Origin of the sequence: Acinetobacter sp. BHS4 (assembly GCF_018454425.1) — a bacterium.
Classification (GTDB): Bacteria; Pseudomonadota; Gammaproteobacteria; order Pseudomonadales; family Moraxellaceae; genus Acinetobacter; species Acinetobacter pittii.
In genome coordinates, this window is record NZ_CP075323.1 from 1,272,233 (window position 1) to 1,296,061 (window position 23,829).

The 23,829-nt window shown below is 37.1% G+C and carries 20 protein-coding genes and 4 tRNA genes; 15 read left to right on the top strand and 9 right to left on the bottom strand.

Annotation, left to right across the window (positions count from 1 at the left end):
* The first annotated feature begins 8 nt into the window (after positions 1-8).
* Positions 9-974 (top strand): D-glycerate dehydrogenase, encoded by a 966-nt coding sequence (locus KIP84_RS06045; protein WP_213689513.1) that lies wholly within the window; start codon positions 9-11, stop codon positions 972-974.
* Positions 975-1,117: 143 nt separating this feature from the next.
* Complete coding sequence (locus KIP84_RS06050; protein ID WP_213689821.1) at positions 1,118-2,545, top strand: M48 family metalloprotease; 1,428 nt, start codon at positions 1,118-1,120, stop codon at positions 2,543-2,545.
* A gap of 89 nt (positions 2,546-2,634) precedes the next feature.
* Here KIP84_RS06050 and KIP84_RS06055 read toward each other — a convergent pair whose 3' ends face one another.
* The gene (locus KIP84_RS06055) at positions 2,635-3,081 is read right to left on the bottom strand and encodes a GatB/YqeY domain-containing protein (protein ID WP_002115302.1); all 447 of its coding nucleotides are present in this window, start codon (positions 3,079-3,081) and stop codon (positions 2,635-2,637) included.
* Positions 3,082-3,106: 25 nt separating this feature from the next.
* A complete protein-coding gene (gene rpsU / locus KIP84_RS06060; RefSeq protein WP_001136722.1) occupies positions 3,107-3,322 on the bottom strand; it encodes a 30S ribosomal protein S21 in 216 nt (71 codons plus the stop codon).
* A 145-nt stretch (positions 3,323-3,467) separates the two neighbouring features.
* Here rpsU and tsaD point away from each other — a divergent pair, with 145 nt between their 5' ends.
* On the top strand, positions 3,468-4,478 hold the full coding sequence (gene tsaD / locus KIP84_RS06065; RefSeq protein WP_213689514.1) for a tRNA (adenosine(37)-N6)-threonylcarbamoyltransferase complex transferase subunit TsaD: 1,011 nt from the start codon (positions 3,468-3,470) through the stop codon (positions 4,476-4,478).
* Positions 4,479-4,480: 2 nt separating this feature from the next.
* Here tsaD and KIP84_RS06070 read toward each other — a convergent pair whose 3' ends face one another.
* Together KIP84_RS06070 and KIP84_RS06075 are read right to left on the bottom strand one after the other, a co-directional pair.
* Positions 4,481-5,584, bottom strand: a complete 1,104-nt coding sequence (locus tag KIP84_RS06070) for a DUF6670 family protein (RefSeq protein WP_213689515.1) — start codon at positions 5,582-5,584, stop codon at positions 4,481-4,483.
* A gap of 103 nt (positions 5,585-5,687) precedes the next feature.
* Complete coding sequence (locus tag KIP84_RS06075) at positions 5,688-6,569, bottom strand: ATP-binding protein (protein ID WP_002115248.1); 882 nt, start codon at positions 6,567-6,569, stop codon at positions 5,688-5,690.
* Between the two features lie 177 nt (positions 6,570-6,746).
* Here KIP84_RS06075 and KIP84_RS06080 point away from each other — a divergent pair, with 177 nt between their 5' ends.
* From KIP84_RS06080 to KIP84_RS06115, 8 genes are all read left to right on the top strand, one after another.
* A complete protein-coding gene (locus tag KIP84_RS06080) occupies positions 6,747-8,255 on the top strand; it encodes a DUF3336 domain-containing protein (protein ID WP_005073515.1) in 1,509 nt (502 codons plus the stop codon).
* A complete protein-coding gene (locus KIP84_RS06085) occupies positions 8,242-9,057 on the top strand; it encodes a serine/threonine-protein kinase (RefSeq protein ID WP_213689516.1) in 816 nt (271 codons plus the stop codon). The genes KIP84_RS06080 and KIP84_RS06085 overlap by 14 nt, the downstream gene beginning before the upstream one ends.
* 92 nt (positions 9,058-9,149) lie before the next feature.
* Positions 9,150-9,234 (top strand) — tRNA-Leu (locus tag KIP84_RS06090).
* A 55-nt stretch (positions 9,235-9,289) separates the two neighbouring features.
* A tRNA-Trp gene (locus KIP84_RS06095) sits at positions 9,290-9,363 on the top strand.
* Between the two features lie 27 nt (positions 9,364-9,390).
* Positions 9,391-9,475, top strand: a tRNA-Leu gene (locus KIP84_RS06100).
* A gap of 67 nt (positions 9,476-9,542) precedes the next feature.
* Positions 9,543-9,616: transfer RNA gene (locus tag KIP84_RS06105), tRNA-Trp, on the top strand.
* Between the two features lie 444 nt (positions 9,617-10,060).
* Positions 10,061-10,270, top strand: a complete 210-nt coding sequence (locus tag KIP84_RS06110) for a cold-shock protein (RefSeq protein WP_086265869.1) — start codon at positions 10,061-10,063, stop codon at positions 10,268-10,270.
* 278 nt (positions 10,271-10,548) lie between these two features.
* The gene (locus KIP84_RS06115; RefSeq protein WP_005073517.1) at positions 10,549-11,019 is read left to right on the top strand and encodes an AnBLUF65 family BLUF photoreceptors; all 471 of its coding nucleotides are present in this window, start codon (positions 10,549-10,551) and stop codon (positions 11,017-11,019) included.
* Here KIP84_RS06115 and KIP84_RS06120 read toward each other — a convergent pair whose 3' ends face one another.
* A complete protein-coding gene (locus KIP84_RS06120) occupies positions 11,020-11,343 on the bottom strand; it encodes a hypothetical protein (protein ID WP_130172373.1) in 324 nt (107 codons plus the stop codon). It lies immediately after the preceding gene.
* A gap of 706 nt (positions 11,344-12,049) precedes the next feature.
* Entirely contained in the window at positions 12,050-13,201 is a 1,152-nt protein-coding gene (locus tag KIP84_RS06125) for an alpha/beta fold hydrolase (RefSeq protein WP_213689517.1), read from the bottom strand.
* A gap of 358 nt (positions 13,202-13,559) precedes the next feature.
* Here KIP84_RS06125 and gltS point away from each other — a divergent pair, with 358 nt between their 5' ends.
* Both gltS and KIP84_RS06135 read left to right on the top strand, forming a co-directional pair.
* Positions 13,560-14,795, top strand: coding sequence for a sodium/glutamate symporter (gene gltS / locus KIP84_RS06130; protein ID WP_213689518.1), 1,236 nt, complete (start codon positions 13,560-13,562; stop codon positions 14,793-14,795).
* 193 nt (positions 14,796-14,988) lie between these two features.
* Positions 14,989-16,824: a monovalent cation:proton antiporter-2 (CPA2) family protein gene (locus tag KIP84_RS06135; RefSeq protein WP_213689519.1), complete on the top strand. Its 1,836-nt coding sequence runs from the start codon at positions 14,989-14,991 to the stop codon at positions 16,822-16,824.
* Between the two features lie 149 nt (positions 16,825-16,973).
* Here the strand turns inward: KIP84_RS06135 and KIP84_RS06140 are convergent, their stop codons facing one another.
* Positions 16,974-17,207, bottom strand: coding sequence for a hypothetical protein (locus KIP84_RS06140; RefSeq protein WP_016806139.1), 234 nt, complete (start codon positions 17,205-17,207; stop codon positions 16,974-16,976).
* Positions 17,208-17,619: 412 nt separating this feature from the next.
* On the opposite strand from KIP84_RS06140, the gene KIP84_RS06145 reads away from it, so the two are divergent.
* Positions 17,620-18,711, top strand: a complete 1,092-nt coding sequence (locus KIP84_RS06145) for a DUF6670 family protein (protein ID WP_101663114.1) — start codon at positions 17,620-17,622, stop codon at positions 18,709-18,711.
* A gap of 679 nt (positions 18,712-19,390) precedes the next feature.
* Positions 19,391-19,945, top strand: a complete 555-nt coding sequence (locus tag KIP84_RS06150) for a TetR/AcrR family transcriptional regulator (protein ID WP_213689520.1) — start codon at positions 19,391-19,393, stop codon at positions 19,943-19,945.
* A gap of 89 nt (positions 19,946-20,034) precedes the next feature.
* Here KIP84_RS06150 and KIP84_RS06155 read toward each other — a convergent pair whose 3' ends face one another.
* Together KIP84_RS06155 and aspT are read right to left on the bottom strand one after the other, a co-directional pair.
* A complete protein-coding gene (locus tag KIP84_RS06155; protein WP_002116631.1) occupies positions 20,035-21,633 on the bottom strand; it encodes a bifunctional aspartate transaminase/aspartate 4-decarboxylase in 1,599 nt (532 codons plus the stop codon).
* A gap of 56 nt (positions 21,634-21,689) precedes the next feature.
* Positions 21,690-23,375 carry an aspartate-alanine antiporter gene (aspT, locus tag KIP84_RS06160; RefSeq protein ID WP_213689521.1) on the bottom strand — a complete coding sequence of 562 codons (1,686 nt, stop codon included), beginning with the start codon at positions 23,373-23,375 and terminating at the stop codon, positions 21,690-21,692.
* Positions 23,376-23,829 lie beyond the last annotated feature (454 nt).

The window sequence follows — 23,829 nt, forward strand, 5'->3', positions numbered from 1 at the left end:
GGATTTACATGAAAAAAGTTGTAGTTTTTAGCCAAATTGATGAAGAAATTTTGTCTCGATTACAACAGGATTATCATGTTGTGGTTCTTAATCCAAAACTGGGTGATATTAATGAGCAAATTCGCCAACAAGTTGTAGATGCTGATGGGATGATTGGTGCTGGTCGACTTCTTAATGAAAGTAATCTTGCGCCTGCTCAAAAACTCAAAATTATTTCATCTGTAACAGTTGGCTATGACAATTATGATGTGGCTTATCTAAACCAAAGAAAAATCTGGTTATCAAATACCCCTCATGTTTTAACTGAAACAACGGCTGATCTTGCTTTTACATTATTACTAAGCGCTGCTAGAAAAGTTCCTTTTCTTGATCATTGGACTAAACAAGGTGAATGGAAAAGAACTGTTGGGCCTCAGCAGTTTGGTTTAGATGTTTTTGGAAAGACATTAGGAATTATTGGGCTTGGTAATATTGGTGCTGCAATTGCACGACGTGGTTTTTATGGATTTAACATGAATATTGTTTACCATAATCGCCGTGAAAAACCTGAATTGGCAGAGCCTTTAAAAGCACAATATCTTGGTTTAGATGAGTTATTGCAACAGTCTGATTTTGTAGTAACCGCAGTTGACTTAAATAATGAATCGAAAGCTTTGATGGGGAAAGCTCAATTTGAGCTTATGCAAAAGCACGCTATTTTTATTAATATTGCGCGTGGTTCAGTAGTTGATGAACAAGCATTGATTGAGGCATTACAAAGCGGAGAAATCTTTGGAGCCGGTTTAGATGTATATGAAAAAGAACCTTTACAAGATTCAGAGCTTTTTAAGTTGTCAAATGTTGTTACTTTGCCTCACGTAGGATCTGCGACTGCAGAGACTCGTAAAAAAATGGCAAATCTTGCTTATAAAAATCTAGTTGAAGCTTTAGAGGATAAAACTCCTAGATATTTGGTAAACTCAAACTTTGCATAAGTGATTAATAACACTTCATTGCAAAACTAAGCGATCTCGAGTGATATATTAAAAGTCTATTGATTGAACATAATTTTTTTATGTTTTATATCAGTAGACTTTTTTGATGGTTTAATTTTACTAGAGAAAAACTTTTGAGATTTTTGCCCATTATTTTAAGTACGGCTTTTATAACAAATACGTCGTACGCACAGCCTTTCGACCCTCAGCCTTCTGCAAATCAAGTAGAAATTCCAAATATTGGAAGTGGGATAGGTTTACTTGATCAACAAAAAGAAAAGTTCATTGGCGAAAAAGTTTTTCGTGAAGTTCACAAACAAATGCCCGTTATTCAAGACGTCTGGCTAGAAGATCAATTTTTTCAGGTATTTTCGAGTATTTTAAGTGAAACTCAGCTTGGGCAGCCGATTGGTCTAGTCGTGATTAAAGACCCACAAATTAATGCTTTTGCTGTTCCGGGTGGCTTATTTGCACTCAATACAGGGCTTATTGCCTCAGCACGAAATATTGATGAAATTGCTGGGGTTATGGCACATGAAATTGCCCATGTATCGCAAAGACATTTTAGTCGCTCTGAAGAAGCCTTTAAAGGTCAAACACTGCTAAGTCTAGCAGGACTTTTAGCGGGGGTGGCTATAGCTGCACAGGGCGGTGGCGATGCGGGTGCAGCAGTGATGCTTGGAACTCAGGCTGCACTCATGGATAAGCAATTAACATATAGTCGAAACCAAGAGCGTGAAGCAGACCGTATCGGCATGCAATATATGTATGCGGCAGGTTATAACCCTCAAAGTATGGCTGATTACTTTGAAACAATGCATAGGGCTACAAGTCGAGTAAGTTTTTTACCGGATTTCTGGTTGACTCATCCATTGACGACTGAGCGTATGAGTGAAGCTAGGCTCCGTGCAAACCAGCTGCCTAGAGTTAAAAATCGTATATATGATGCAGATTTTGAAATTTTAAAATGGTACACCATGGTGGTTGCCAATCAGGCCACTGAAAACCAGTTACAAAGTTTGGCCTCGCAAAAAAATATTGCTGGTCTGATTGCTTTAGCGGCATTTTACACAAGACAAGGTGATTATGTGCAAGCGCAGTCTACTTTAGATCAAGCGAAATCTAGTGGAAAGCCTCTTGTCACATTATTGCAGACAGATATTTATCTTGGCCAAAACAAGCTAGATCAAGCTTATACAACAATTGCTTCTACACAAATGACGATGCCTGAAAATAAAGCTTTTAGTTATAAGTTGGCTGAGGTGCTGCTACGCCAAGGTAAGTTTGCGCAAGTTCAAACTTTGGTTCAAAGATTTATTAATAAGAATCCAAGAGATATACAAGGTTGGCAATTTTTACAGCAAGCTGCGAATTTGGATAAAAATGGACCTTTAAGAGCGGTTAATGTTCTACGCTATCGGGCTGAAGCAGAATATTGGTCAGGTAGTGAGGAAAATGCAATTAAATCAATGTTGCATGCTCAGCGATTGGCAAAAGATAATCAAGCAATGTCGGCAAGAATAGACAGTCGTTTGAAACAAATGCAAGATGAGCGAAGAATGAAGATTTAAGAGTTATATCTTACTTAATTTGCAGATGTGCAAATATATACAAACTAAAGAAGCTTGATTGGAAGAAATATAAAATTTAAAAAGGGGAATTAAGCTAACTTAGCTTTAATTTTTGCTGAAACTTGAGCAGGATCGGCACGCCCGGCTATGATCGGACGTAGAGAATTCATCACCTTACCCATATCTTTCATGCTAGTTGCTTCTTGAGCAGCAATCGTTTGCTCAATGATAGAATCAAGCTCTTCCTCAGTCATAGCTTCTGGTAGAAACTGAGAGATAATCTCAGCTTCGGCTTGTTCTTTACTAGCTAAATCATTACGACCAGCACCTTCAAAGGCTTTGATCGATTCTTTACGTTGTTTAATTTGCTTTTCAATGACCGCAAGAACCTGAGCGTCGTCAAGCTCTTTGCGCTCATCGACTTCGATTTGCTTAATTGCCGCTTGTAGACTACGCAAAACCGTCACTGTTGCCATATCTTTGGCACGCATAGAAGTTTTTAATGCATCAGTAATTTGGTTTTTTAAAGTAGTCATAATTCAGCAGTCAATCACAAATTAATTAGTAAAGGCGAGTAGTACGTACAGATTCGCGAGCCAATTTCTTTTGGTAGCGTTTAACTGCTGCAGCTTTTTTGCGCTTACGTTCTTGAGTTGGTTTTTCATAGAATTCGCGTTTACGAACGTCAGCTAAAACACCAGCTTTTTCGCATGAACGTTTGAAACGACGGATAGCTACGTCAACTGGTTCGCCTTCTTTCAACTTAACTTGTGGCATGTAAAATCCTCTAGATTATGGATAAGATCAGGCACACCATTGCGCCGGATCACAAGTGAAGGTCAGTATTTTACTCATTTACAACTCATATCACAAGTCTATAATAGCGATTGCAATATTTTGACTCATATAAAAGGCAGTTTTGATGATTGTTTTAGGCTTGGAAACTTCTTGTGATGAAACAGGGTTGGCACTTTATGATAGCGAACTCGGCTTACGGGGACAGGTTCTTTATAGCCAGATTAAACTTCATGCTGAATATGGTGGCGTAGTACCTGAACTTGCTTCTCGAGACCATGTTCGTAAATTAATTCCTTTAATGAATCAATTGCTTGAACAAAGTGGTGTAACAAAACAAGAGATTGATGCGGTTGCTTATACGCGTGGCCCTGGCTTAATGGGAGCATTAATGACAGGTGCATTGTTTGGCAGAACTTTAGCTTTTTCTTTAAACAAGCCTGCAATTGGTGTTCACCATATGGAAGGTCATATGTTGGCCCCATTACTTTCAAGTCAACCACCTGAATTTCCGTTTGTAGCATTGTTAGTTTCAGGTGGACATACACAATTGATGGCAGCCCACGCTATTGGTCAATATGAACTATTGGGTGAGTCTATTGATGATGCTGCGGGCGAAGCTTTTGATAAAGTTGCAAAAATGATGAGCTTGCCATATCCAGGTGGGCCAAATATCGCAAAACTTGCATTATCTGGTGATCCATTAGCTTTTGAGTTTCCAAGACCTATGCTTCATCAAGGCTTGGACTTTTCTTTTAGTGGTTTAAAAACAGCTGTTTCTGTTCAATTGAAAAAATTGAATGGTGAGAATCGTGACGCTGACATTGCTGCTTCATTCCAAGAAGCAATTGTAGATACATTGGTAAAAAAATCAGTAAAAGCTTTAAAGCAAACTGGACTTAAACGTTTAGTGATTGCAGGTGGAGTTAGCGCAAATTTAAGACTACGCGAGCAATTAGAAACTTCTTTGGCGAAAATTAAAGCGCAAGTTTATTATGCAGAGCCTACTTTATGTACTGATAATGGGGCAATGATTGCTTTTGCTGGTTATCAGCGTTTACAAGCAGGTCAGCATGATGGGTTGGCGGTAACGACCACACCAAGATGGCCAATGACTGAACTCACTATTCCTGAGTAAAATTATTCATCGTCAAAGGCCTGTTGGTTTTCGATATCAATGTATTCGATATAACCGCGGCCTTGAACTTCATTACCAAAATAATGACCTGTAAATATATAGCTACTCGCATAACCTCGCCCATGACCATAGCGGAATGGGCAGTCAATTTCTGCCTGAATGTTTAAGATAATTTGCTTTGCATCATTTCGAGCGATCCAAGAAAAATATTTTGGAAGTCGCATTTTTTGCCCAGTAGGTGAAATGAAGTCATCAACTTGATGCGAAATAATATCAAAGCTTACATCTGTGTAGATTTCAGCTGGCTGGTCTAGATGTCGAATATGCAGGGTGTATGCAGCTGTTTGTCCTGCAATATCGGCTTTGGTAAGAAGAAGTTGGGTGGTTTCGTTTAAATTGATGATTTGATAAGTGAAAAAATCAAGTGGCAGTTTATATACATCAGGAATAAGTTTATTTGTAATGGAGTGAGGACCAACTGCTCGAGCATATTCGTAAGTGCAGAGTCCTTGGCTTTCAATGCGTTCTGCTTGATAGTTTAGAAAACCTTTAAACTTTGCCAATAAGCTAAAATGATCATAGATTGGTGTTTTTATAAACCATGAAACATGTGAAGTAATATCGATATCAAAGTCGAAATCAAATCCATCATAATGACCATTAATGTGAATTTGAGGGAATTTACCTTGAATTGAAATTTCTTGACCTAGTTCTATTAAGCTCCCATCTTTATTAATTTTTGTATCTTCGGGAATGACATAGGCCTTCAGTAAAGCTTGTTCCAGAGCAGCTGTGCTTGAAAAGAATGTAGCTGTTTTTCTAGGATTTCCAGTAATGATGTCATCATGGTCAAAAGCAAGTGCACCTGGTGTACCGATTAAAATCATAATATTTAAGTAACGATGCGGCTCTGGTAAAAGCGGGAAAAAGATACCGTAATGTGTCCAGCTATAATATTTTTCGTCAATTCGTGGACGGATGATATGGGCTTGAGTAAAAGGAATAGTTGAATATTTTTTTGCTTGGTCTAAAACGCCTTGTGCAAGTAATAAACTTTTACCAAGCGCTTTACTGGTTGTAGAAATTTTTGGCAATTGCTTTTTCATATATAAACCTAAAGAAGGGCTATCTTTGTTTTAGGTTATGAAAAACAACTGCCAAAGCTAAGCGGTTTATAGGCCAAAGCTAAGGCTTTGCGGGACATTTTATTTAATTGTTAGACAAATCTTTTAATGCGTTTAAACCGATCCAATGCTTAGAAAACTGATAAGCCGCTCGACCAGAGCGCTGACCACGCATCTGACACCAACGTAGACTTTCTGCACGAACTTCATCATTGAAAGGCATGTTTGCTTTATCAAGATAATGCTCAACGATTTCTAAATATAGGTTTTGATCCATTGGATAAAAAGATAGCCATAGACCAAACCGATCCGACAAAGAGATCTTTTCTTCAATCGCTTCTTGTGGATGTAATTCAGTATATTGGGGAACGTCCACCTTAGTTACAGGTGTATTTTCATGCATGAATTCAGGTAACAGGTGGCGACGGTTACTGGTTGCATAAATAATAAAATTACTTGAACCTGACTGTAATGAACCATCTAATACACTTTTTAGACTACGGTAATTTTCATCTTCGGCATTAAAAGCCAAGTCATCACAATAGACGATATATTTTTCAGGACGATTTTGAATGAGTTTTTGAATTTTAGGTAAGTCTGATAAATCATCACGTTCAATTTCAATTAAACGTAATCCTTGAGGGGCATACTCAGTGAGTAAAGCGCGAACAATAGATGATTTTCCTGTACCACGTGAGCCTGTTAACAGCACATCATTCGCTGGTAGGCCATTTAAAAATTGCAAAGTATTTTGAATAATTTTTTCTTTTTGACGCTCAATGCCTTTTAAGTCATCAAGATAAATATTTTTTGGCTTATAGATGGCATTAAGTTGCTGATTTTCCCATCTAAAAGCAGGTGCAGTAAAATCTGTTTCTTGTCGAGGCTCAGGCAAGACTTGCTGTAACTGATTTAATACAAGTGATAATGTTTGAACTAAATTGTCCGGTAAATCAATGGTAGCCATGGTAAGTCAATCATGTTAAACAGTGTTTGATAGGATACTAACACCGAAATTAATAGGCTGACAAAAAACTTATTGCCTATACACTTTATCGGTTTTGCAATTGATTGAAATGTTCAGACCGAGCATAGTGTTGTGATGTCTATTCAGTAAAATCATCTGTGAAGATGAGGACGAAATATGTTTGAAAAAATACGAAGTGATATGAATCCACATCAGGCTTACCGTATCAAAAAATTACAACGTCAATTAGACATGGCTGAATCTTATGAGGAATGGAAGTCTTTTGCATTAAAACTAGATGAAGAAACAGGTGTGCAAGAGTGGAAGTTTGATAATAGTTCACCTTACTTCGATGCCGAACTCATTTCTTATCGATACACTTTGCTCAAAAGATATCGTCAGCAACATCGCACATTAGACCTCATCTATTTACTTAAAGAGGGGCTAACCTACGATATTGCAAATATTGGTCATCCAATGCTTTTTGCAGCAACACATGTCGGTACAAAAAAGTTAATTGAAGACTATATTGAAGAGGTTAGCCAAAGCTTAGCTTACATCGCTTCAAGTGAATGCATCACATTTCAAAGAAAAGAAAAAATAGAGTTTTTTGAAAACTGTGAAAAGGCGTATGGACAACCTGCACTTATGTTTTCGGGCGGGGCGACTTTAGGACTTTTTCATACGGGAGTATGTAAGGCTTTAATTGAACAAGACTTAATGCCTAAAGTGCTCTCTGGCTCAAGTGCAGGGGCAATTATGACAGGTATGCTTGGAACCTCTGCTAGTGAAGATATCCAAAACTTATTAAATGGTGAGCAATTTTTTAGTGATGCTTTTCATTTTAGGAAATTCCGTGAACTTATTAAAGGCAATGGTGGAATTGCCGATGTTCAATATTTGAAAAAATTCCTCATTGAGAATTTAGGTGATCTTACGTTTGAAGAGGCTTTCAAAAAATCTGGTTTAAACATTAATGTGGCAGTGGCGCCATATGATGCAACAGAAAACCCAAGAATTATGAATGCCATTATGACGCCGAATGTTTTGGTGTGGAGTGCTGTATTGGCTTCATGTGCCGTGCCAATTTTATTCCCACCGGTACGTTTAACCAGTAAACGTTATGACGGTGAACATACACCTTATATGGCAAATACAAAGTGGGTAGATGGAAGTGTAAGAAGCGATTTCCCGCAAGAAAGAATGGCGCGGCTTTATAATTTAAACTACACGATTGCGAGTCAGGTTAACCCACATATTGTTCCATTTATGCAAAATGATGCGGATCGCTTCCGTAAAGACGTTTTAAGTTGGCCTGAAAGAATTTTAAGACGCCAAGGTAAAGTACTATCAATGGGCATTATGGACTTTACGCGTCAACGACTTGGTTCTATATCTCCAGTTAGAAGATTGTTAGATCATGGATATGGCGTAATGGGACAGCGTTATTATGGTGATGTAAATATCATTGCTAAATATAGCCTAAGTCACTATACCTACACTTTGCAAAACCCGCGTCCGCATCTGTTTAAGCGTTTGCAAAGAGAAGGGGAACGTGCAACTTGGCCAAAAATTTCTTCAATTGAAACCCATGCTCGTATTGGTAAGACAATTCAGCATTGTTTAGAAGTTTTGCGCTTTGAAGAAAAGAAACAACAGCCTGAGTCTTACTATGCTGAGGCATGATTTTGCTTTGCATATAGAAAACTTAACATGTGTAACGAAGCCAACAAGTGCAGCGTTAGGGCGGTGTTTATGGACATGTACCATAGACACCAAAAATTACTGGTTAAAATATCATTTGCCTGAAACCCATGCTCAAAGTAAGCAAGATTTCATGCATGAGCAATTATTTTACGAAGAAATTCACTTTAAAAAACCTGCATGGCTTTTACCTCATAGATTGATTGAGGGCAGTTCTATTTCTCAGCTAGGCCATTCTTTGGGTAAGGTTTTAATTTTACCTGATACTGACCTGTGGTTTGGTTCATTCACTCATGAAAGTGATTTAACTGATGTATATCGTAAGATTTGGTTCGCAATAAATAAGCTTGCAGAACTTCATGAACTTGGCTGGATTCATGGAGACGTTAAGGCAGAGCATTTTAGAAAGTTTCAGCAAAAGCCTTATTTAATTGATTTTGAGAAAACGAGACCGATCTCAAGTTGCGATACAGTCATGGATGCAACACCTCGTTATATGGCTCCTGAGTTATTTCAAGGAGGGCGTAAGGGAATACAAAGCGATTTATATGCATTTGGCATCGTTCTATATGAATGGTTAACACAAAATCGCTTAGAAGCAGGTAGTTATCGTGATTGGGCAATCTTGCACTGTCAAAATTTAACCATTCAATTACCCGCGCAGTTTTTGATTTTTTATCCTTTACTTGCAGGTTTATTACAAAAACAACAGCAAAATCGGTTTTCAAATGCTGATGAAGCAATAAATTGCTTAAAACAGATTCAAATTGATAAAAATCATTGATCTAGTATCTGTATACAATTTACACGGTTAGTTTTTTTTAGAAAAAAAACACTTGTCACTGTCAGATCTTATCGCTAATATACACAGCCATCGGGGGCGTGGCGAAATTGGTAGACGCACTGGATTTAGGTTCCAGCGCCGCAAGGTGTAAGAGTTCGAGTCTCTTCGCCCCCACCACTTTAAGTTAATAACTTAAAGTTTGATGTAGATGTTAAGTCATCTAGATCTTGGAAGAGGATTGGTGTAATGGTAGCATGACGGTCTCCAAAACCGTTCGTCAAGGTTCGAGTCCTTGATCCTCTGCCACATTTATTTTAAATAAATGTCCCAGATGGGGGCGTGGCGAAATTGGTAGACGCACTGGATTTAGGTTCCAGCGCCGCAAGGTGTAAGAGTTCGAGTCTCTTCGCCCCCACCATTGAAAAAAGCAAGACGATGATCTTGCTTTTTTTATGATTAAATCTTGAGTGTTTAATCATGAATATAGAGGATTGGTGTAATGGTAGCATGACGGTCTCCAAAACCGTTCGTCAAGGTTCGAGTCCTTGATCCTCTGCCATCAAATAAAATAAGGCTCCTATTCAGGAGTTTTTTATTATCTATATTTTAAAAAATAACTTTTCATTCGTGCTCAAGCAATTTTCTAAATAGATATTTTTATATCTGTTGCTTCTCAATTCAATGTTTTTATCACATCATAGATTGTTTTTTAATTAAGCAATGTACTGAATTTCTTAATCTTTTTTTAAGCTACTGTTTTATATTTATTTAACTTAAGTTTTGGAAATTATTTATATAAAAGCCTTGAATACAATTTTATTTCATGTATGATGCTGTTAACTAGAAAAAAGACTTGTTAGTAAATCTTCTTTTAAGTATCGTAGTTTTAGTCATAATCCTTCGTTTTTTAAGATATTAAGCTCAATTTGTTATTCTTTTTTCAAAGTTATGATAGGGTCATTATTTAATGATTCTAAAATATTAGAAATCAGTAGGATATATCATGTCTAATACAGTAAGTGGTACAGTAAAGTGGTTTAACGAAACTAAAGGTTTTGGTTTCATTCAACAAGACAACGGTCCAGATGTGTTTGCTCACTTCAAAGAAATCACAGGTTCTGGTTTCAAAACTTTGCATGAAGGTCAACGCGTAACATTTACCGTTACTCAAGGGCAAAAAGGCCCAAATGCTGTAAATATTATTCCACAATAATATAACAGCAAGTAAAAAAAGCACTTTTTAGTGCTTTTTTTATTTTAGTTTTTAAAGAAGTTTATTGTTATTTTAGAGCATTAAAAGCCCTCAATAGGAGGGCTTTTTATTTTTCTTGTGAATATAAATCATTAGTTATTAAGCTCTTATAATTAATAATCGAACGTATTTTTAAAATAAACTTTAGAATATGAGTGAAATATAAATTATTAGTAATAGAGATATGCTAGATTAAAAAATCTTTAAATAAAGAAATTTTATATTTCACGGAATTGCTAATGAACGTTCGCCTGTGTTATGCCAGTCAACGAAACGAAAAAAATGAAGATTTGTTGCAAGATTTACGTGATATTTTGACAGAAGCACGAGATTTCAATGATTTGAATCAGATCTGTGGGGTGCTCTATTATGCCGATAATGCTTTCTTTCAATGCTTGGAAGGTGAGCGAGAGGTGGTTGAACGATTATTTGAAAAAATTACAAATGATGAAAGACACCACAATGTTAAATGGTTGTGTACATATTCCATTGAACAAAACTCGTTTCAACGATGGTCAATGAAATATGTACAACGTAATACAAATATCGAATCTTTCTTTCTAAAAATGGGAGAAAGTACTTTTAATCCTATTCGTCTTGATGAGCAAAATTTAAAAGCTTTCATCAATGAATTAGTCATTGCCGAACAAACTAAAATTAACACAGTTAAGAAAGTGGGTATGGTGAATCGTGGGGTGAAACCGTTTTAGCTATTTGGCTATCACGCCAATATGGATGGTCTTGAGTTTAGGTAATATTTTAGTCATGACTAAATATACAATAACTGAACTTGCGAGCATCCATATCACTTCTAAGCTTTGACTAATGACAAACATAGCCCAATAAAAAAAGCTAAATAGGGCGAGACAGAGTCCACTACCTTTAAAATACCAAGTAATAAATATTCCAAACAGTGCAGAAGAGAGAAGAAGATTAATCGTCTCGTTTATTCCTATGTAATTAAAGAAAATAATCAGTAAGCATAAAGCTAACATTGATAGTAAATATACAAATATATTTTTTGCAATAAACATTTTCTATACCCTATCTGATGATTAAAAAAGTATCTTTCCTCTGTTTCCAGAGGAAAGATAGTACATATTAATTTTTGAGATTCTTTTTCTATTATTAAGAGTTTTTATATTAATAAAGATGACTTTATCATTTTCTCCAGATCTCTTTATTAATATTCAGCTTTCTATTTAATAGTAAAGAGTGCTTATATGTACTGAAATTAATTATAAGAAAAACAATCAGTTGAGTTGTAAGCTTTGGCTTACATAATTGTGAGGGATTGCCTACATTTGTATAAATAATGATCAAATTTTACAAAATTAAATTTATAAAAATAATTGTTTAACAGTAACTTAAGTAAATATATTGTTTAGATGAGCTTTACATAAATAACAAAAAGTAACATCAACTTTAAGAGGTACTTTTCTTAAAATTTATAAATATTAATAAGAGAAAATTGATCTATTTAAAAAATTTTAACATTTGATAAAATATTGTTTTATTAAATTGTATTTCTAATAAATAAAATTTATGTGTTGAAGGGTTTTAATGTCATTAATAGTGAGGAAATTATATTTATATTTTTGAGTCATCTAGTAATGAGCTGCTTTCGAATTATGAGAAAAAACTACTGTAATATAAATGAAACTAGAATATCAGACTTATAAGATTTGAATTATGGCCAGCATAGAACTGACTACACTGGCTTTACTGCTTTTGAATTAATTATTCTGAACGAGTAGCTAACCAAGTACTCACTTCGGGCCAGACCGTAGTGGGGGCTTGACTACCAGAAACTACGCCCATATGACCACCCGGTACCACCTTAAATGTTTTGTCTTGGCTACTAATTAAATCCATGAGCGGTTTAACAGCATCAGCTGTGACAATAATATCTGTGTTGCCACCAACAGCTAACACAGAGCATTTAATGTCTTTTAGATAGGCGGTAAGTTCACCAAATTTAACTACACCTTTAGACAGTTCATTATCAATCCAGAAACGGAGAATAATGTCGCGCATGACACCGCCCGGATAGGCCAACATATTATCGATAAATGAGCTTGAGGTTGCATGATCGACAATAAACTCTCGGTTATCTAGATTTTTAAAAAGTTCCCAATATGTTTTCAAATTTCCAATCGGATCCGTTAATTTAAAGCCAAGCGTGTTTTGCCAGCCATGAATATGAAATGCTTCACTTGGTACATGATGGCGAATACGAAACGGCGTATGTTTACGAACCCATTCGGCCGGTTTGGTAAGACTACCGTATAGTCTCCCCATATAACCTGCTTTGTGTGTGTCGATAGGGGAAGCGAGAATAATTAGATTTTTAATATCTTTATCTTTAAATAATGCGGTATAGCAGAGCGAAAGTGCGCCGCCTAAACTCCAACCATGCAAAGAAAGCTGTTGCTGACCGCTGTGTAGGCGAACTTGCTTTAACATCTCCGGCATGAAAACTTTAATATAAGTACCGAAGTTGTATTTTGCTTGGTGTCGGGTTGGTACGCCCCAGTCAATTAAGTAAACATCAAACCCTTGGGCTAAAAAGAAACGTACAAAACTACGAGTAGGGAACAAATCGTAAATGAGCATGTTCACTGCTAGTGGGGGAACAATAACCAAAGGTACGCGGTGTTTAGGAATAGAGGTATCAGTCTCATTTTTATAATGGCGTAAGGTAATTATTTCATGCTTATGAATCACATCAAAAGGTGTTTTTCCTGACAAAGCTATTTGAGGGCCTCTGAAAAAGAGATCTGATGCATTGATCAGCATGTGAGGTATTTTTTGACCAGCACGTGTCTGAAGAGATTTTTTAATAGATTGTAGCTGTGGAACGTTCTGACGAACTTTAAGCAATAAACTCATTGAATATAAAACCTATAAAGATGTTGCCCAGAACAGTAAAGAGCTGGTCTTTGAAGGATATTAAAGTGAATGATAGAGAAGTTCAGTGACCCAAAAGACAGGATTTTGGTTTAAATATATCAAGCTAGACTTCAATTCTTTATTCGTTCATGAAAAGCAAAAAGAGAAGATAAAAGTTGAATTGCTTATTTCTTTATGAATATATGAAGCAAATTAGATAATTTAGCTGTAGTTAATAATAGGGAGGAGCGATTGCTAGGGTAATTTTGTAAAGTTTGTTTGTGTTTTTTTTACATATTAAAAAATAAAATATAATTATTTTACAATCCATTAGGTATGTAATCGGAAAGTAGTATATATGGAATTTGTTTTTAATGGTTTTTATACACTAATTTCGGCGGTTATCGTCTTATTATTGGGCCGCTTTCTTGTCAATCGTATTGATTTTTTAAAACGTTATAATATCCCTGAACCTGTAGCGGGTGGTCTGGTTGCTGCTGTGATTTCGTTACTTGTCCACACATTGTGGGGCTACAGTATTGTTTTTAGTAGCGAATTACAAACCAGTTTTATGCTCGTGTTCTTTGCTTCAATTGGTTTAAGTGCCAATTTTATGAAGCTTAAAGAAGGTGGTAGTGCTTTAGTTATCTTCTTAATTTGTGTAGCCTCATTTATTGTTGTGCAGAATGCTGTAGGTATGAGTCTTGCGACATTATTAGGTCTTGACCCACTTATTGGTTTGATTGCTGGTTCAATTACCTTAACAGGTGGTCATGGTACAGCCGGCGCATGGGGTGAAATTTTAGAAACTCAGCATGGTATTCAGGGTGCTTTAGCATTAGGTATGGCAAGTGCGACCTTTGGCTTGATTATTGGTGGTGTGATTGGTGGGCCTTTAGCGAAATTACTCATTAATCGTTACAGTCTTGCTCAACCAAAAACCAATGCTGAAATCCAAAATCGCGACACACATCTTGAACAAAATTCAGATGACCTTGCTCCGTTTGAAAACCCGCATCAAGTCCGTTTAATTACTGCCGATAATGCAATTACTACACTGGGTATGTTTGCAGCATGTTTAGCATTTGCTGAATTTATGACTGGCTTTAGTAAGGGAACTTGGTTCGAGTTACCAACTTTCGTTTGGGCACTTGGTGGCGGTGTAATCTTAAGAAATATTTTAGAAAGCGTGTTGAAAATTGATATTTTCGACCGTGCGATTGATGTATTTGGCAATGCGTCTTTGTCACTTTACTTAGCAATGGCATTGCTTTCGTTAAAACTTTGGCAACTTGCAGATTTGGCTGGTCCGTTAGTTGTAATTTTAGGTGCGCAAACCATTACGATGGCTTTATATGCAGCATTCGTGACGTTCCGCGTTATGGGCAAAAACTATGATGCAGCAGTGTTAGCAGCAGGCCATTGTGGTTTCGGTATGGGCGCAACTCCAACCGCCGTTGCAAATATGCAGGCCATTACTAATATGTATGGTCCATCGCATAAGGCTTTCTTGATTGTTCCGCTTTGTGGCGCATTCTTTGTCGACTTAATTAATGCAACGGTTATTCAGCTCATGTTGAAATTTATTGCCTAATATAAAAAAGCCCGTTAGGGCTTTTTTTATGGGTGTTTGTCCATGAGTATTTGATTCCTATTTATAGGCTCAATTTTTATTTTCGTATGACTCAAGCCATTTTATTTTTAGGATGCTTTTTCTCAAAACTAATAATCGCCCTTAAACCTCGTTTCACTTAGAATAATTTGCAGATAAATAAAATGAGAAATGTATGAGCTCAGAAGCACATTCAATTAGCTTAGTTGCCCCCGTAGTTTTATTGGCAGCGGCTGTCATTGCAGTTCCTATTTTTAAACGTATTGGTTTAGGTTCAGTACTTGGTTATTTAATTGCGGGTCTAATTATTGGCCCATTCGGTTTTGCTTTTTTTCAAGATTCCACAGCAATTTTGCATATTGCCGAGTTAGGAATTGTGATGTACCTCTTTGTGATTGGTTTGGAAATGCAACCCTCACATTTGTGGAGTCTTAGACGCGAAATTTTTGGCCTTGGTACGCTACAGATTATTATTTGCGCGCTGGCTTTGACTGGCGTTGGGCTGTTATTTGGCTTTACATGGCAAGTTGCTTTTATTGGTGCGGCAGGGTTCGTCTTAACCTCGACTGCGATTGTGATGCAGTTATTGGGTGATCGGGGTGATTTGACTCAGCCCCGTGGGCAAAAGATTGTAGCCATCTTACTATTTGAAGATTTACTCATTGTGCCATTGCTGGCTATTGTTGCTTTTATGGCACCGAATCATGTGGTCGAAAGCACATCGGTACGATTAGAAAATATAGGAATTGGTTTAATCGCAATTGCAGGGCTTATTGCGGCAGGGTATTGGTTACTTAATCCATTATTTAGACTCTTGGCTGCTGCTAAAGCGCGAGAAGTCATGACTGCCGCCGCATTATTGGTGGTGTTGGGTGCGGCGTTACTCATGCAAGTCAGTGGTTTGACTATGGCGATGGGTGCTTTTTTGGCGGGTGTACTTTTATCTGAATCGACCTTTAGACATCAAATTGAAGCGGATATTGAACCATTCCGAGGAATCTTACTGGGCCTGTTTTTCCTTGGGGTCGGTATGTCATTGGACTTATCGGTAGTTGCTCAAAACTGGCAACTGATTGTGAGTGGCGTAATTGCCCTGATGCTTGCCAAAGCGCTCATGATTTATATGGTCGCTCGAATAACGAAAAGCTCTCATACAGAAGCGTTGGATCGCGCTTTACTTATGGCTCAAGGTGGAGAGTTTGCCTTTGTACTTTTCTCGGCTGCGCTAAGTGCACAAGTTATTGATAGTACTGTTAAATCTAACTTAACCGCCATTGTTGTGCTTTCAATGGTGTTGACCCCAATAGTCGGTATTATTTTCAAACGTTTTACTCAAGCAAAAACGAAGGTTTCATTAGAAAATATCGATATTGCCGACGGGCTAAGTGGTAGCGTTTTAATGATCGGTTTTGGGCGCTTTGGACAGGTCACCAGTCAATTATTATTAGCAAGAGGTGTCGATGTCACCATTATTGATAATAATACCGACATGATTCGAAATGCCGAAAAATTTGGTTTTAAAATTTATTATGGCGATGGTTGTCGCCTAGATATTCTGCATGCGTCTGGTGCCGCAACAGCACAAGCGATTGTGGTGTGTGTAGATAGCAAGGAAACGACCAATCGAATTGTGGAACTTGTGACCCATGAATTTCCTTTGGCAAAACTATTAGTCCGTTCATATGACCGTGAGCATTCACTGCATTTAGTCAAACAAAAAGTGGACTTTATGATTCGTGAAACATTTGAATCTGCAATTAAGTTTGGCGGCGTGATTTTGCAAGAACTTGGTGTGGATGAAGACGAGGTAGAAAGAATTACCGAGGAAATTCGTGATTTGGATAATGAGCGTTTTGAAACTGAAATCGCGGCAGATGACGTAAATGCAGGGGTAGGTATGCAATATACACATACTCATCATCCAAGACCGACTGCACCATTGATTCGACCAAAACAAGAAGGGCGGATTTTAAATAAGGAAGATACCTCAGATAATGAAAGTCTGGATTAGTATAAAAAATATCTGTAAAAGCTTTGTTTAGCAGAGCTTTTACGGAATGACTATAAATGCTCTACGGCTGTGCCTTTGACTGGATTGTTATATAAATAAAATCGCAAATAGGAGAGTTGAAGAACTTTTTATTTTGAACTCTTAAAAATTTACTCAAGTTCCAACTGATTATCATCTTTTGTAATTTTAATTTTTAACTTCTTATATTTTCGCTTATTTGGATCTAGGGCTGAGTTCATCACTTCATCTGCAAAAGGCGGGCACTGCATCAATTTTGCATAAGCCCTATAGCCGATGCGTATTCGAGTAGGCGGGCAATCGGTTCTTTTTGAGTAGTATTCAATGAGTGAGTTCAGTTCTTGTAATAAAGTTTGCTGTTCCATCATACATACTTAACAATTAGATGACTTAAGCATAATAGACTTGGCCGTTTAGCGGAATATGCCTTTAAAATGTACAGCTCTGTAAATTGTGATGTAGTTCTCTAAAACACATATTTTATGTATGAAGTTTGTTTAGGAGAGATTTTGGATGTTTTTTTAATCGGATTGTCATAAAGAAAGGCTAATTTAGACTCATAACAAAAATGATGAAGATTGTTGCGAACAATAAAATCAAAAGCAATTTTCACAGACGTGGTCGTGAGGTAATTAGGGCTAATTCGAAAGAGTTGGCTTTTTTGTTTTAGTGCATTTGCTTAGATCAAGATGTCCTTTATTAACATTCAATTGCAAATAATCAAGTTCTAATATGGAACTTCATTTTTTAAGTAGATAAAAATAAAGGATCTTAAAAATGTTAATCTCAAGCGATAGATTACCAAAAAGTTTTAAAGACAGAGCCAATCAAAAGGTTGCCAAACTTTCAGGCTCATTGTTGGGAGCTGTTACATCAGAGCGACAAGCAACATTGCCAAAAGAGTTTGAACTCAGTCCTCATACTCTTTATAAGCGCTTTGGTAGTACACATTACGGGGTCATGATTCCTGACTTACCTGAACCATTTCGATATTTATCTTGGGCTTCGGTATTAGGTTATGTTGGATTTACGATTACAGATACCAACTATCAAATGTCTAAAGATGGAAAAGGGGATACAGCTTCTTTGGTACATGGAACAGCATTATCGACAACGCCTGAGGCCTACAGAACATTTTCAATCAAAAATGATATCAAGTTTAACCAAACTCCTTTTGGGATTAATTTTGACAATCAAAGTGTCATGCATGAGGATGGTGATGGATTTATATTAATTACTAAAAGAGAAGATTTAGAACTAGAACTTCATTTAAAGCCTACCAAAGCTATTTCATGGTTTGCCTATAGTGCTTTTTATAAACATTTTAGTGTCTTGATGCATTATGACGGCTATATTAAACAAAAAGGCAATAGTGAGAGTATTAAGGGGCTTTGTACGCTTGAGTCTTGGAAAGCTGTAGCGACCTCAATGCTCAAAAACAAATGGTTAGTTGAGAATATTCAACTTCCTGTAAAAGTCTTTAGCTATCAAGTTATTAATATTGACCATGAACAGCAGTTATTACTGGCTTTTATTTGCTATGAAGACCAACCCATTTTGACTTCTGTTTACTATCGTCATATTGATGGAACATCAATTCAATACAACGGCGATATACTTTTTGAAGTAACCACTCTTCAAGAAGAACCACAGATTACACCTGATGGTTTTCCAATGAATTTACCAAATACTTTTCGCTGGGCTGCTTATCACAACAATCAAAAGGTTCTAGATATTTCAGCACAAGTAGACACTCCATATTGTTTTGGATTGGCTGCTGGTTTCGTTTCTTCATATACATGGCAAGGCGAATTCTATGATCAGCCATTAGTAGGAAGGGGCTATCTGGAATATATTGACCGAAGATAAAATCGTTTTAAAACTTAGTTGTTTATCTACAGCTTTAAGCGAACTAGAAAATATCTGTTTTATAAACTCAATTTAACAATAGATTTTAATTATTTATCCTTACTTTTTAATGATCTATTTTAAAACAGATGTCATTTTGTGTGCTTGACTGCAATAGGGTTGGGCACTATCCTTTGCCTGCTGGCCTACATTGCTAGCGGGTTTTAGCAGACCCTACTTAACAAAGACGATATACGAAACCTAGTTTTGTGTATCGTGAACTCGTTCGCCCCCTTTTTCTCTATGGTAGGGCGGAAGGGGGACACCTTCGGGTGTGCTGGTTTCTTTGTTGCCAGTCTGCTAACCCTCTTTCGTCCTGCCACCATCATTTAGCAGTGATCGGTAGGATTTCTTGTATTAACAAAGGAGTCCGCTATGCGTACTAATTCTTTTTCTTTATTGGCCTTTGCCAAATTCTCTCGACTCATACCGCTTAAACAGTCTTTAAAACGATTTAACCGACTTTAGGTTTCTACACTTTAAGAATCGTTACGACTAAAACATAGCAACAATAAACCAGAGATAGGCGAGCACACCATTATTGTGCAGCTTTCGCATGCCTGTATTTAGCACTCATTTTAAGAGTGACGGCATTTCTATCTCTTCTATTTACAACAAAAAATTATTTTAAGCAGTAAACATGAAAAATTTAGAAGTTTCATTTAGAGCAACGCGAGCGCTTTATACAGCAGCAGATTTATTTAAACAACATGGCTTTAACAAGGTTGGGGTGGACCGAATTGTTAGTGAAACTAAAATTTCTAAAGCCACTTTTTACAACTACTTTCACTCCAAAGAAAGATTAATTGAAATGTGTTTGTTGGTTCAAAAAGAGCACTTAAAAGAAAAAGTGAGAGCGGTAAGTGAATCTCGTCAATATCCAGATTTGGCTCTTACGCTTAGACAAATCTACCTTTTACATGCGGACTTAAAGGGGGCGTATTATCTGTTGTTTAAAGCGCTTTTTGAAATTAAACAGCTTTATCCAAATGCATATCAAACCGCAATTCGTTATAGGCGATGGCTTAAAAATGAAATTTTCTGGGTTCTGCGAGAATCTAAAAAAAGGGCTACGTATGAAGAGTCGGATATTTTTGTATTTATGATTGATGGTGCGATTTTTGGGCTTTTAGATTCAAGCCAAAATGAAGAGCCTGATGAGTTGCTGACTTACTTTTTACAGATAAATGCTTAAATTGAACCATTAAATTGAAAACTGAAATAGTAAATTAAAGAGTAGAAAGGAAAAAGTGAGGCTGCTAGAGCCTCACTTTATATAGGTGCTTATTTGCCTTTTTTAGTTTTTAAATACTCTGCATAAGCTTCATCTGCAAAGCGTCTTAAAGAGTCACCAATTGCAGCATATTGGTATTCATTCAAGTTAGCTAAAGATGCACGGGCAGAAGGGTGCTGCACACCGAAGCCAGAACCCGGTAATAAAACTACACCTGTTTCATCGGCAACTCTAAACAATAGCTCGGTCGGATTTTTATTTTTCATGACCCAATCAGCAAACTCATCTCCATAGAGAGTCCTTGATGTGTTTTCAAGGTTGACTAGCGTGTAATAATCAACAGCATTTGGATCTGTTGGAACCTCGACACCAAGCTGTCTATAAAGTGCTGCGTCGCGTTCACGAACAACAGATTTAACTGCTTTTTTATAGCTTTGGCGTGAGTCCATCATATTAAACAAGGCAAATAAAACCATTTGAACTTGCTGTGGGGTAGATAGACCAGCGGTATGGTTCAAAGCAACATTTCGGCTGTCTGCAACTAAGCGGTCAATAAACTTAATACTTGCTGGGTCAGTAGTTAAAGATGAATAGCGTTCTTCAAGCTCTTTCTTCTCTTTTTTCGATAAGTTCGCAATTTGTTTATCAAGCACATTGTTATTTGAAAGTGCAATGACACCAAGTCGCCAACCAGTTGCACCAAAGTATTTAGAGAACGAATAAACCAAAATTGTATTGTCAGGACAGATCGCAAATAATGATTTGAAGTTATCTGCAAACGTACCGTAAACGTCATCGGTCAAAATAATCAGATCAGGGCGTTTTTTGACGATATCAGCTAAAATCGCAAGACCTTCATCACTCATTTTCACCGATGGTGGGTTACTTGGGTTGACTAAAAAGAAAGCTTTAATAGACGGATCTTCTAACTTTCTAAGCTCCGATTCTGGATATTGCCAACCGAGTTTAGGGTCGGCTTCAATCAATACTTCTTCAAGCTGGTAGTCATTGAGTTTTGGAATCTCAAGATATGGTGTGAAAATAGGGCTACCAATGGCAATACGGTCGCCATTTTTGATAATTTTATTTTCTTTTAATGAGTTAAAAATATAGGCCATTGCGGCTGTTCCGCCTTCGACCGCAAACAAATCTAAGTCTCTTTTTTGCATGCCTTGTACGCCCATTTCTCGTAAGACGTACTCTTTAATAATTGTTTCACTCACTCGAAGCATTCGGTCTGGTACTGGATAGTTACAGCCTAAAATCCCTTCAACCATTTCAAGTAAAAAAAGATCTGGATCTAAGCCTAACTGGTCGCGCACATAAGACACGGCTTTACCTAAAAAGACCACACCGGGTTTGTCACGGTTTTCCAAAATGAAGTTATCAAAACGTGACTGGAGTCCAACGGGGCGCGGGAAGCCACCTAAACCTTCCGGCATATAGGAAAATGAAAATTCGGATTCGGTCGCAGAAAACAAACCCAGTTGAAAGAACGCTCTACGTGGGATGGTAGCAAGAAAGTTTGGATTACCACGCCCAGCATTTAGCATCATTCGGTCAGTTCTGCTTTGAGCTAATTCTATTAAATTATCTTTTAGTTCAAATGGGCTGAGTTTTGCGTATTTAGAATAATCGACTTTCCCCATGGGACGTCTCCTTAAATATAGTGGGATGAATAAAATTTCTAATTCAATGTATAAAATCAGGCCAAGCCTACGATCAGTGGTCCGAGTAAGGTTAAGAACACATTTGCTAGGGCATAGGTAATTGCAAATGGAACGGTCGGAATCGAGTTTCCTGCTTTGTCTAAAATTGCACCAAATGCAGGGTTTGCACTGCGTGAACCAGATAGTGCACCTGCCATTACTGCAACGTTGTCATAACGCAGAACATAACGAGCAAAGAGCATGGAAAGTAGGAGAGGAACCAGTGTTACCACAACTCCAATCATAAAGAGTGAAAGACCACTTTCTTTAATGGTTTGAATTGCTTGTAAACCTGATTGTAAGCCGACGGCAGCAACGAAGCCTGCAAGACCCAAATCTTTAAGAAGCTGTGAAGCCGCTAAAGGCATATTGCCATGCACTTGATTTCGACTTCGAATCCAACCAAACAGAAGACCTGATAGTAAAGCTCCGCCACCCGCACCAAGAGTTAAAGGCACATCACCTAAACGAATCACAAAAAGACCAATCACCAAACCAACCACAAGGCCTGCACCATGGAAAATCCAGTCCGTTTTTAAGCTTTCAGGTAGGGCTTTACCTGCTTCTTTCACTAAGCGGTCGAGGTCGCTTTTTGTTCCGTATACGGTGACCACATCGCCTTGTCGTAGAACAGTATCGTCACTTAAAGGTTGTGGCTCATCGTTACGCTTAATCGCAAGTACATAAATACCGTGCTTTAAATACGCAGGCGTATTGGCCTTAATGTCTCCTAAGGTGCGGTTGAGATATTTGGAATTTCTTAGGATGACATCACTGGTATCCATAATCATTTCCATACCTTGCGATGACTGTAATTCGCTACCGATTTGCTCGGCAACTGAAACCACACTGGCACGGCGACCAACCAATAAGATGATATCGTCTGTTTGTAAAGTTAGCTCGGGAGCGACATCAATAAACTGATCTTTACGTTTTAACCGTTCAATCGTAATACTCGGCTCTTTTGCTTCAATTTCCGCAATAGTTTGGCCATTGGCTTGTTTAACTTTATAAATACGACCCACAATTTCTGGCATTGCCAGTTCTTGGCCTGGGGCTAATTCAAAAGCACCTTTGAGCCGCTCACTCTGAGCTTTTAAAGCATCGTCGTGAATTTCTTTACCCATAAATTTAGGCAAGATATTCACACAGACAATAATTGCTCCCAATGAACCAAAAATGTAAGTGACCGCATAGCCAATCGCGACATTTGCTTGAAGTCTTTGAATTTCTGCGAGTGGGAGATCGAGTCTAGAAATTGCATCTCCCGCAGTCCCAATAATCGCTGATTGAGTCATGCCGCCCGCAGCGAGACCCGCAGCCAAGCCTTTATCGAGATGAAAAATTTTAGCCATCACTAAAACAGTGACTAAACCACACACTGCCATGAATACTGCTAAAAGAATTTCTTTTATGGACTGTGGACCCAGTGATTTAAAAAACTGAGGGCCACTTTCAAAGCCTACTGCGTAAATGAAGAGAGCAAATAAAATTGCTTTAACGCCGTTATCGACAGGTACGCCAATAAGACTTAAAACAACTGCGACGAGTAAGGAGCCTGCGACTCCGCCAAACTGAAACTTTCCAAACTGGAATTGTCCAATCCAGAAGCCTATTGCGAGTGATAAGAACAATAATATTTCGGGGCTGTGCTTTAAAACACCTTGTAACCATTCAATCATTTTGATCTCACTTTTATTATTAGCTCTATCTTTAATATATAAATTTATTTATTTTTCATTTTTAAAATACAATATGAAAATTACTTAAGCAAACCTTTAAGTTTGGTGGTTTTCTTAAGTTTAATTATAAGAATTAATGAGTTTAAAATGCTTGTGATCTAAGGTTTGGTGGTAATTCTGAGTATTTAAATCAACTATTAATTTTTTAATGAAAGGTAAAATTTATTTACAATAATATAAAGAATATTTTATGAGATTAAAGTGTATTGCTTATATCTAATCTTGAAAATAAATTTTTAATATGTTGATATTTAAATAATTAATTTTTAATTGCTAGGCTGGTCTTAATTTTTATATAAATTAAAAAATAATCTACTTAAAATTAGTTTTTTGATAATTGTGTCGCATAAATTAATTTTTAATATATTTAAATTAATCTTTATAATTACATTTA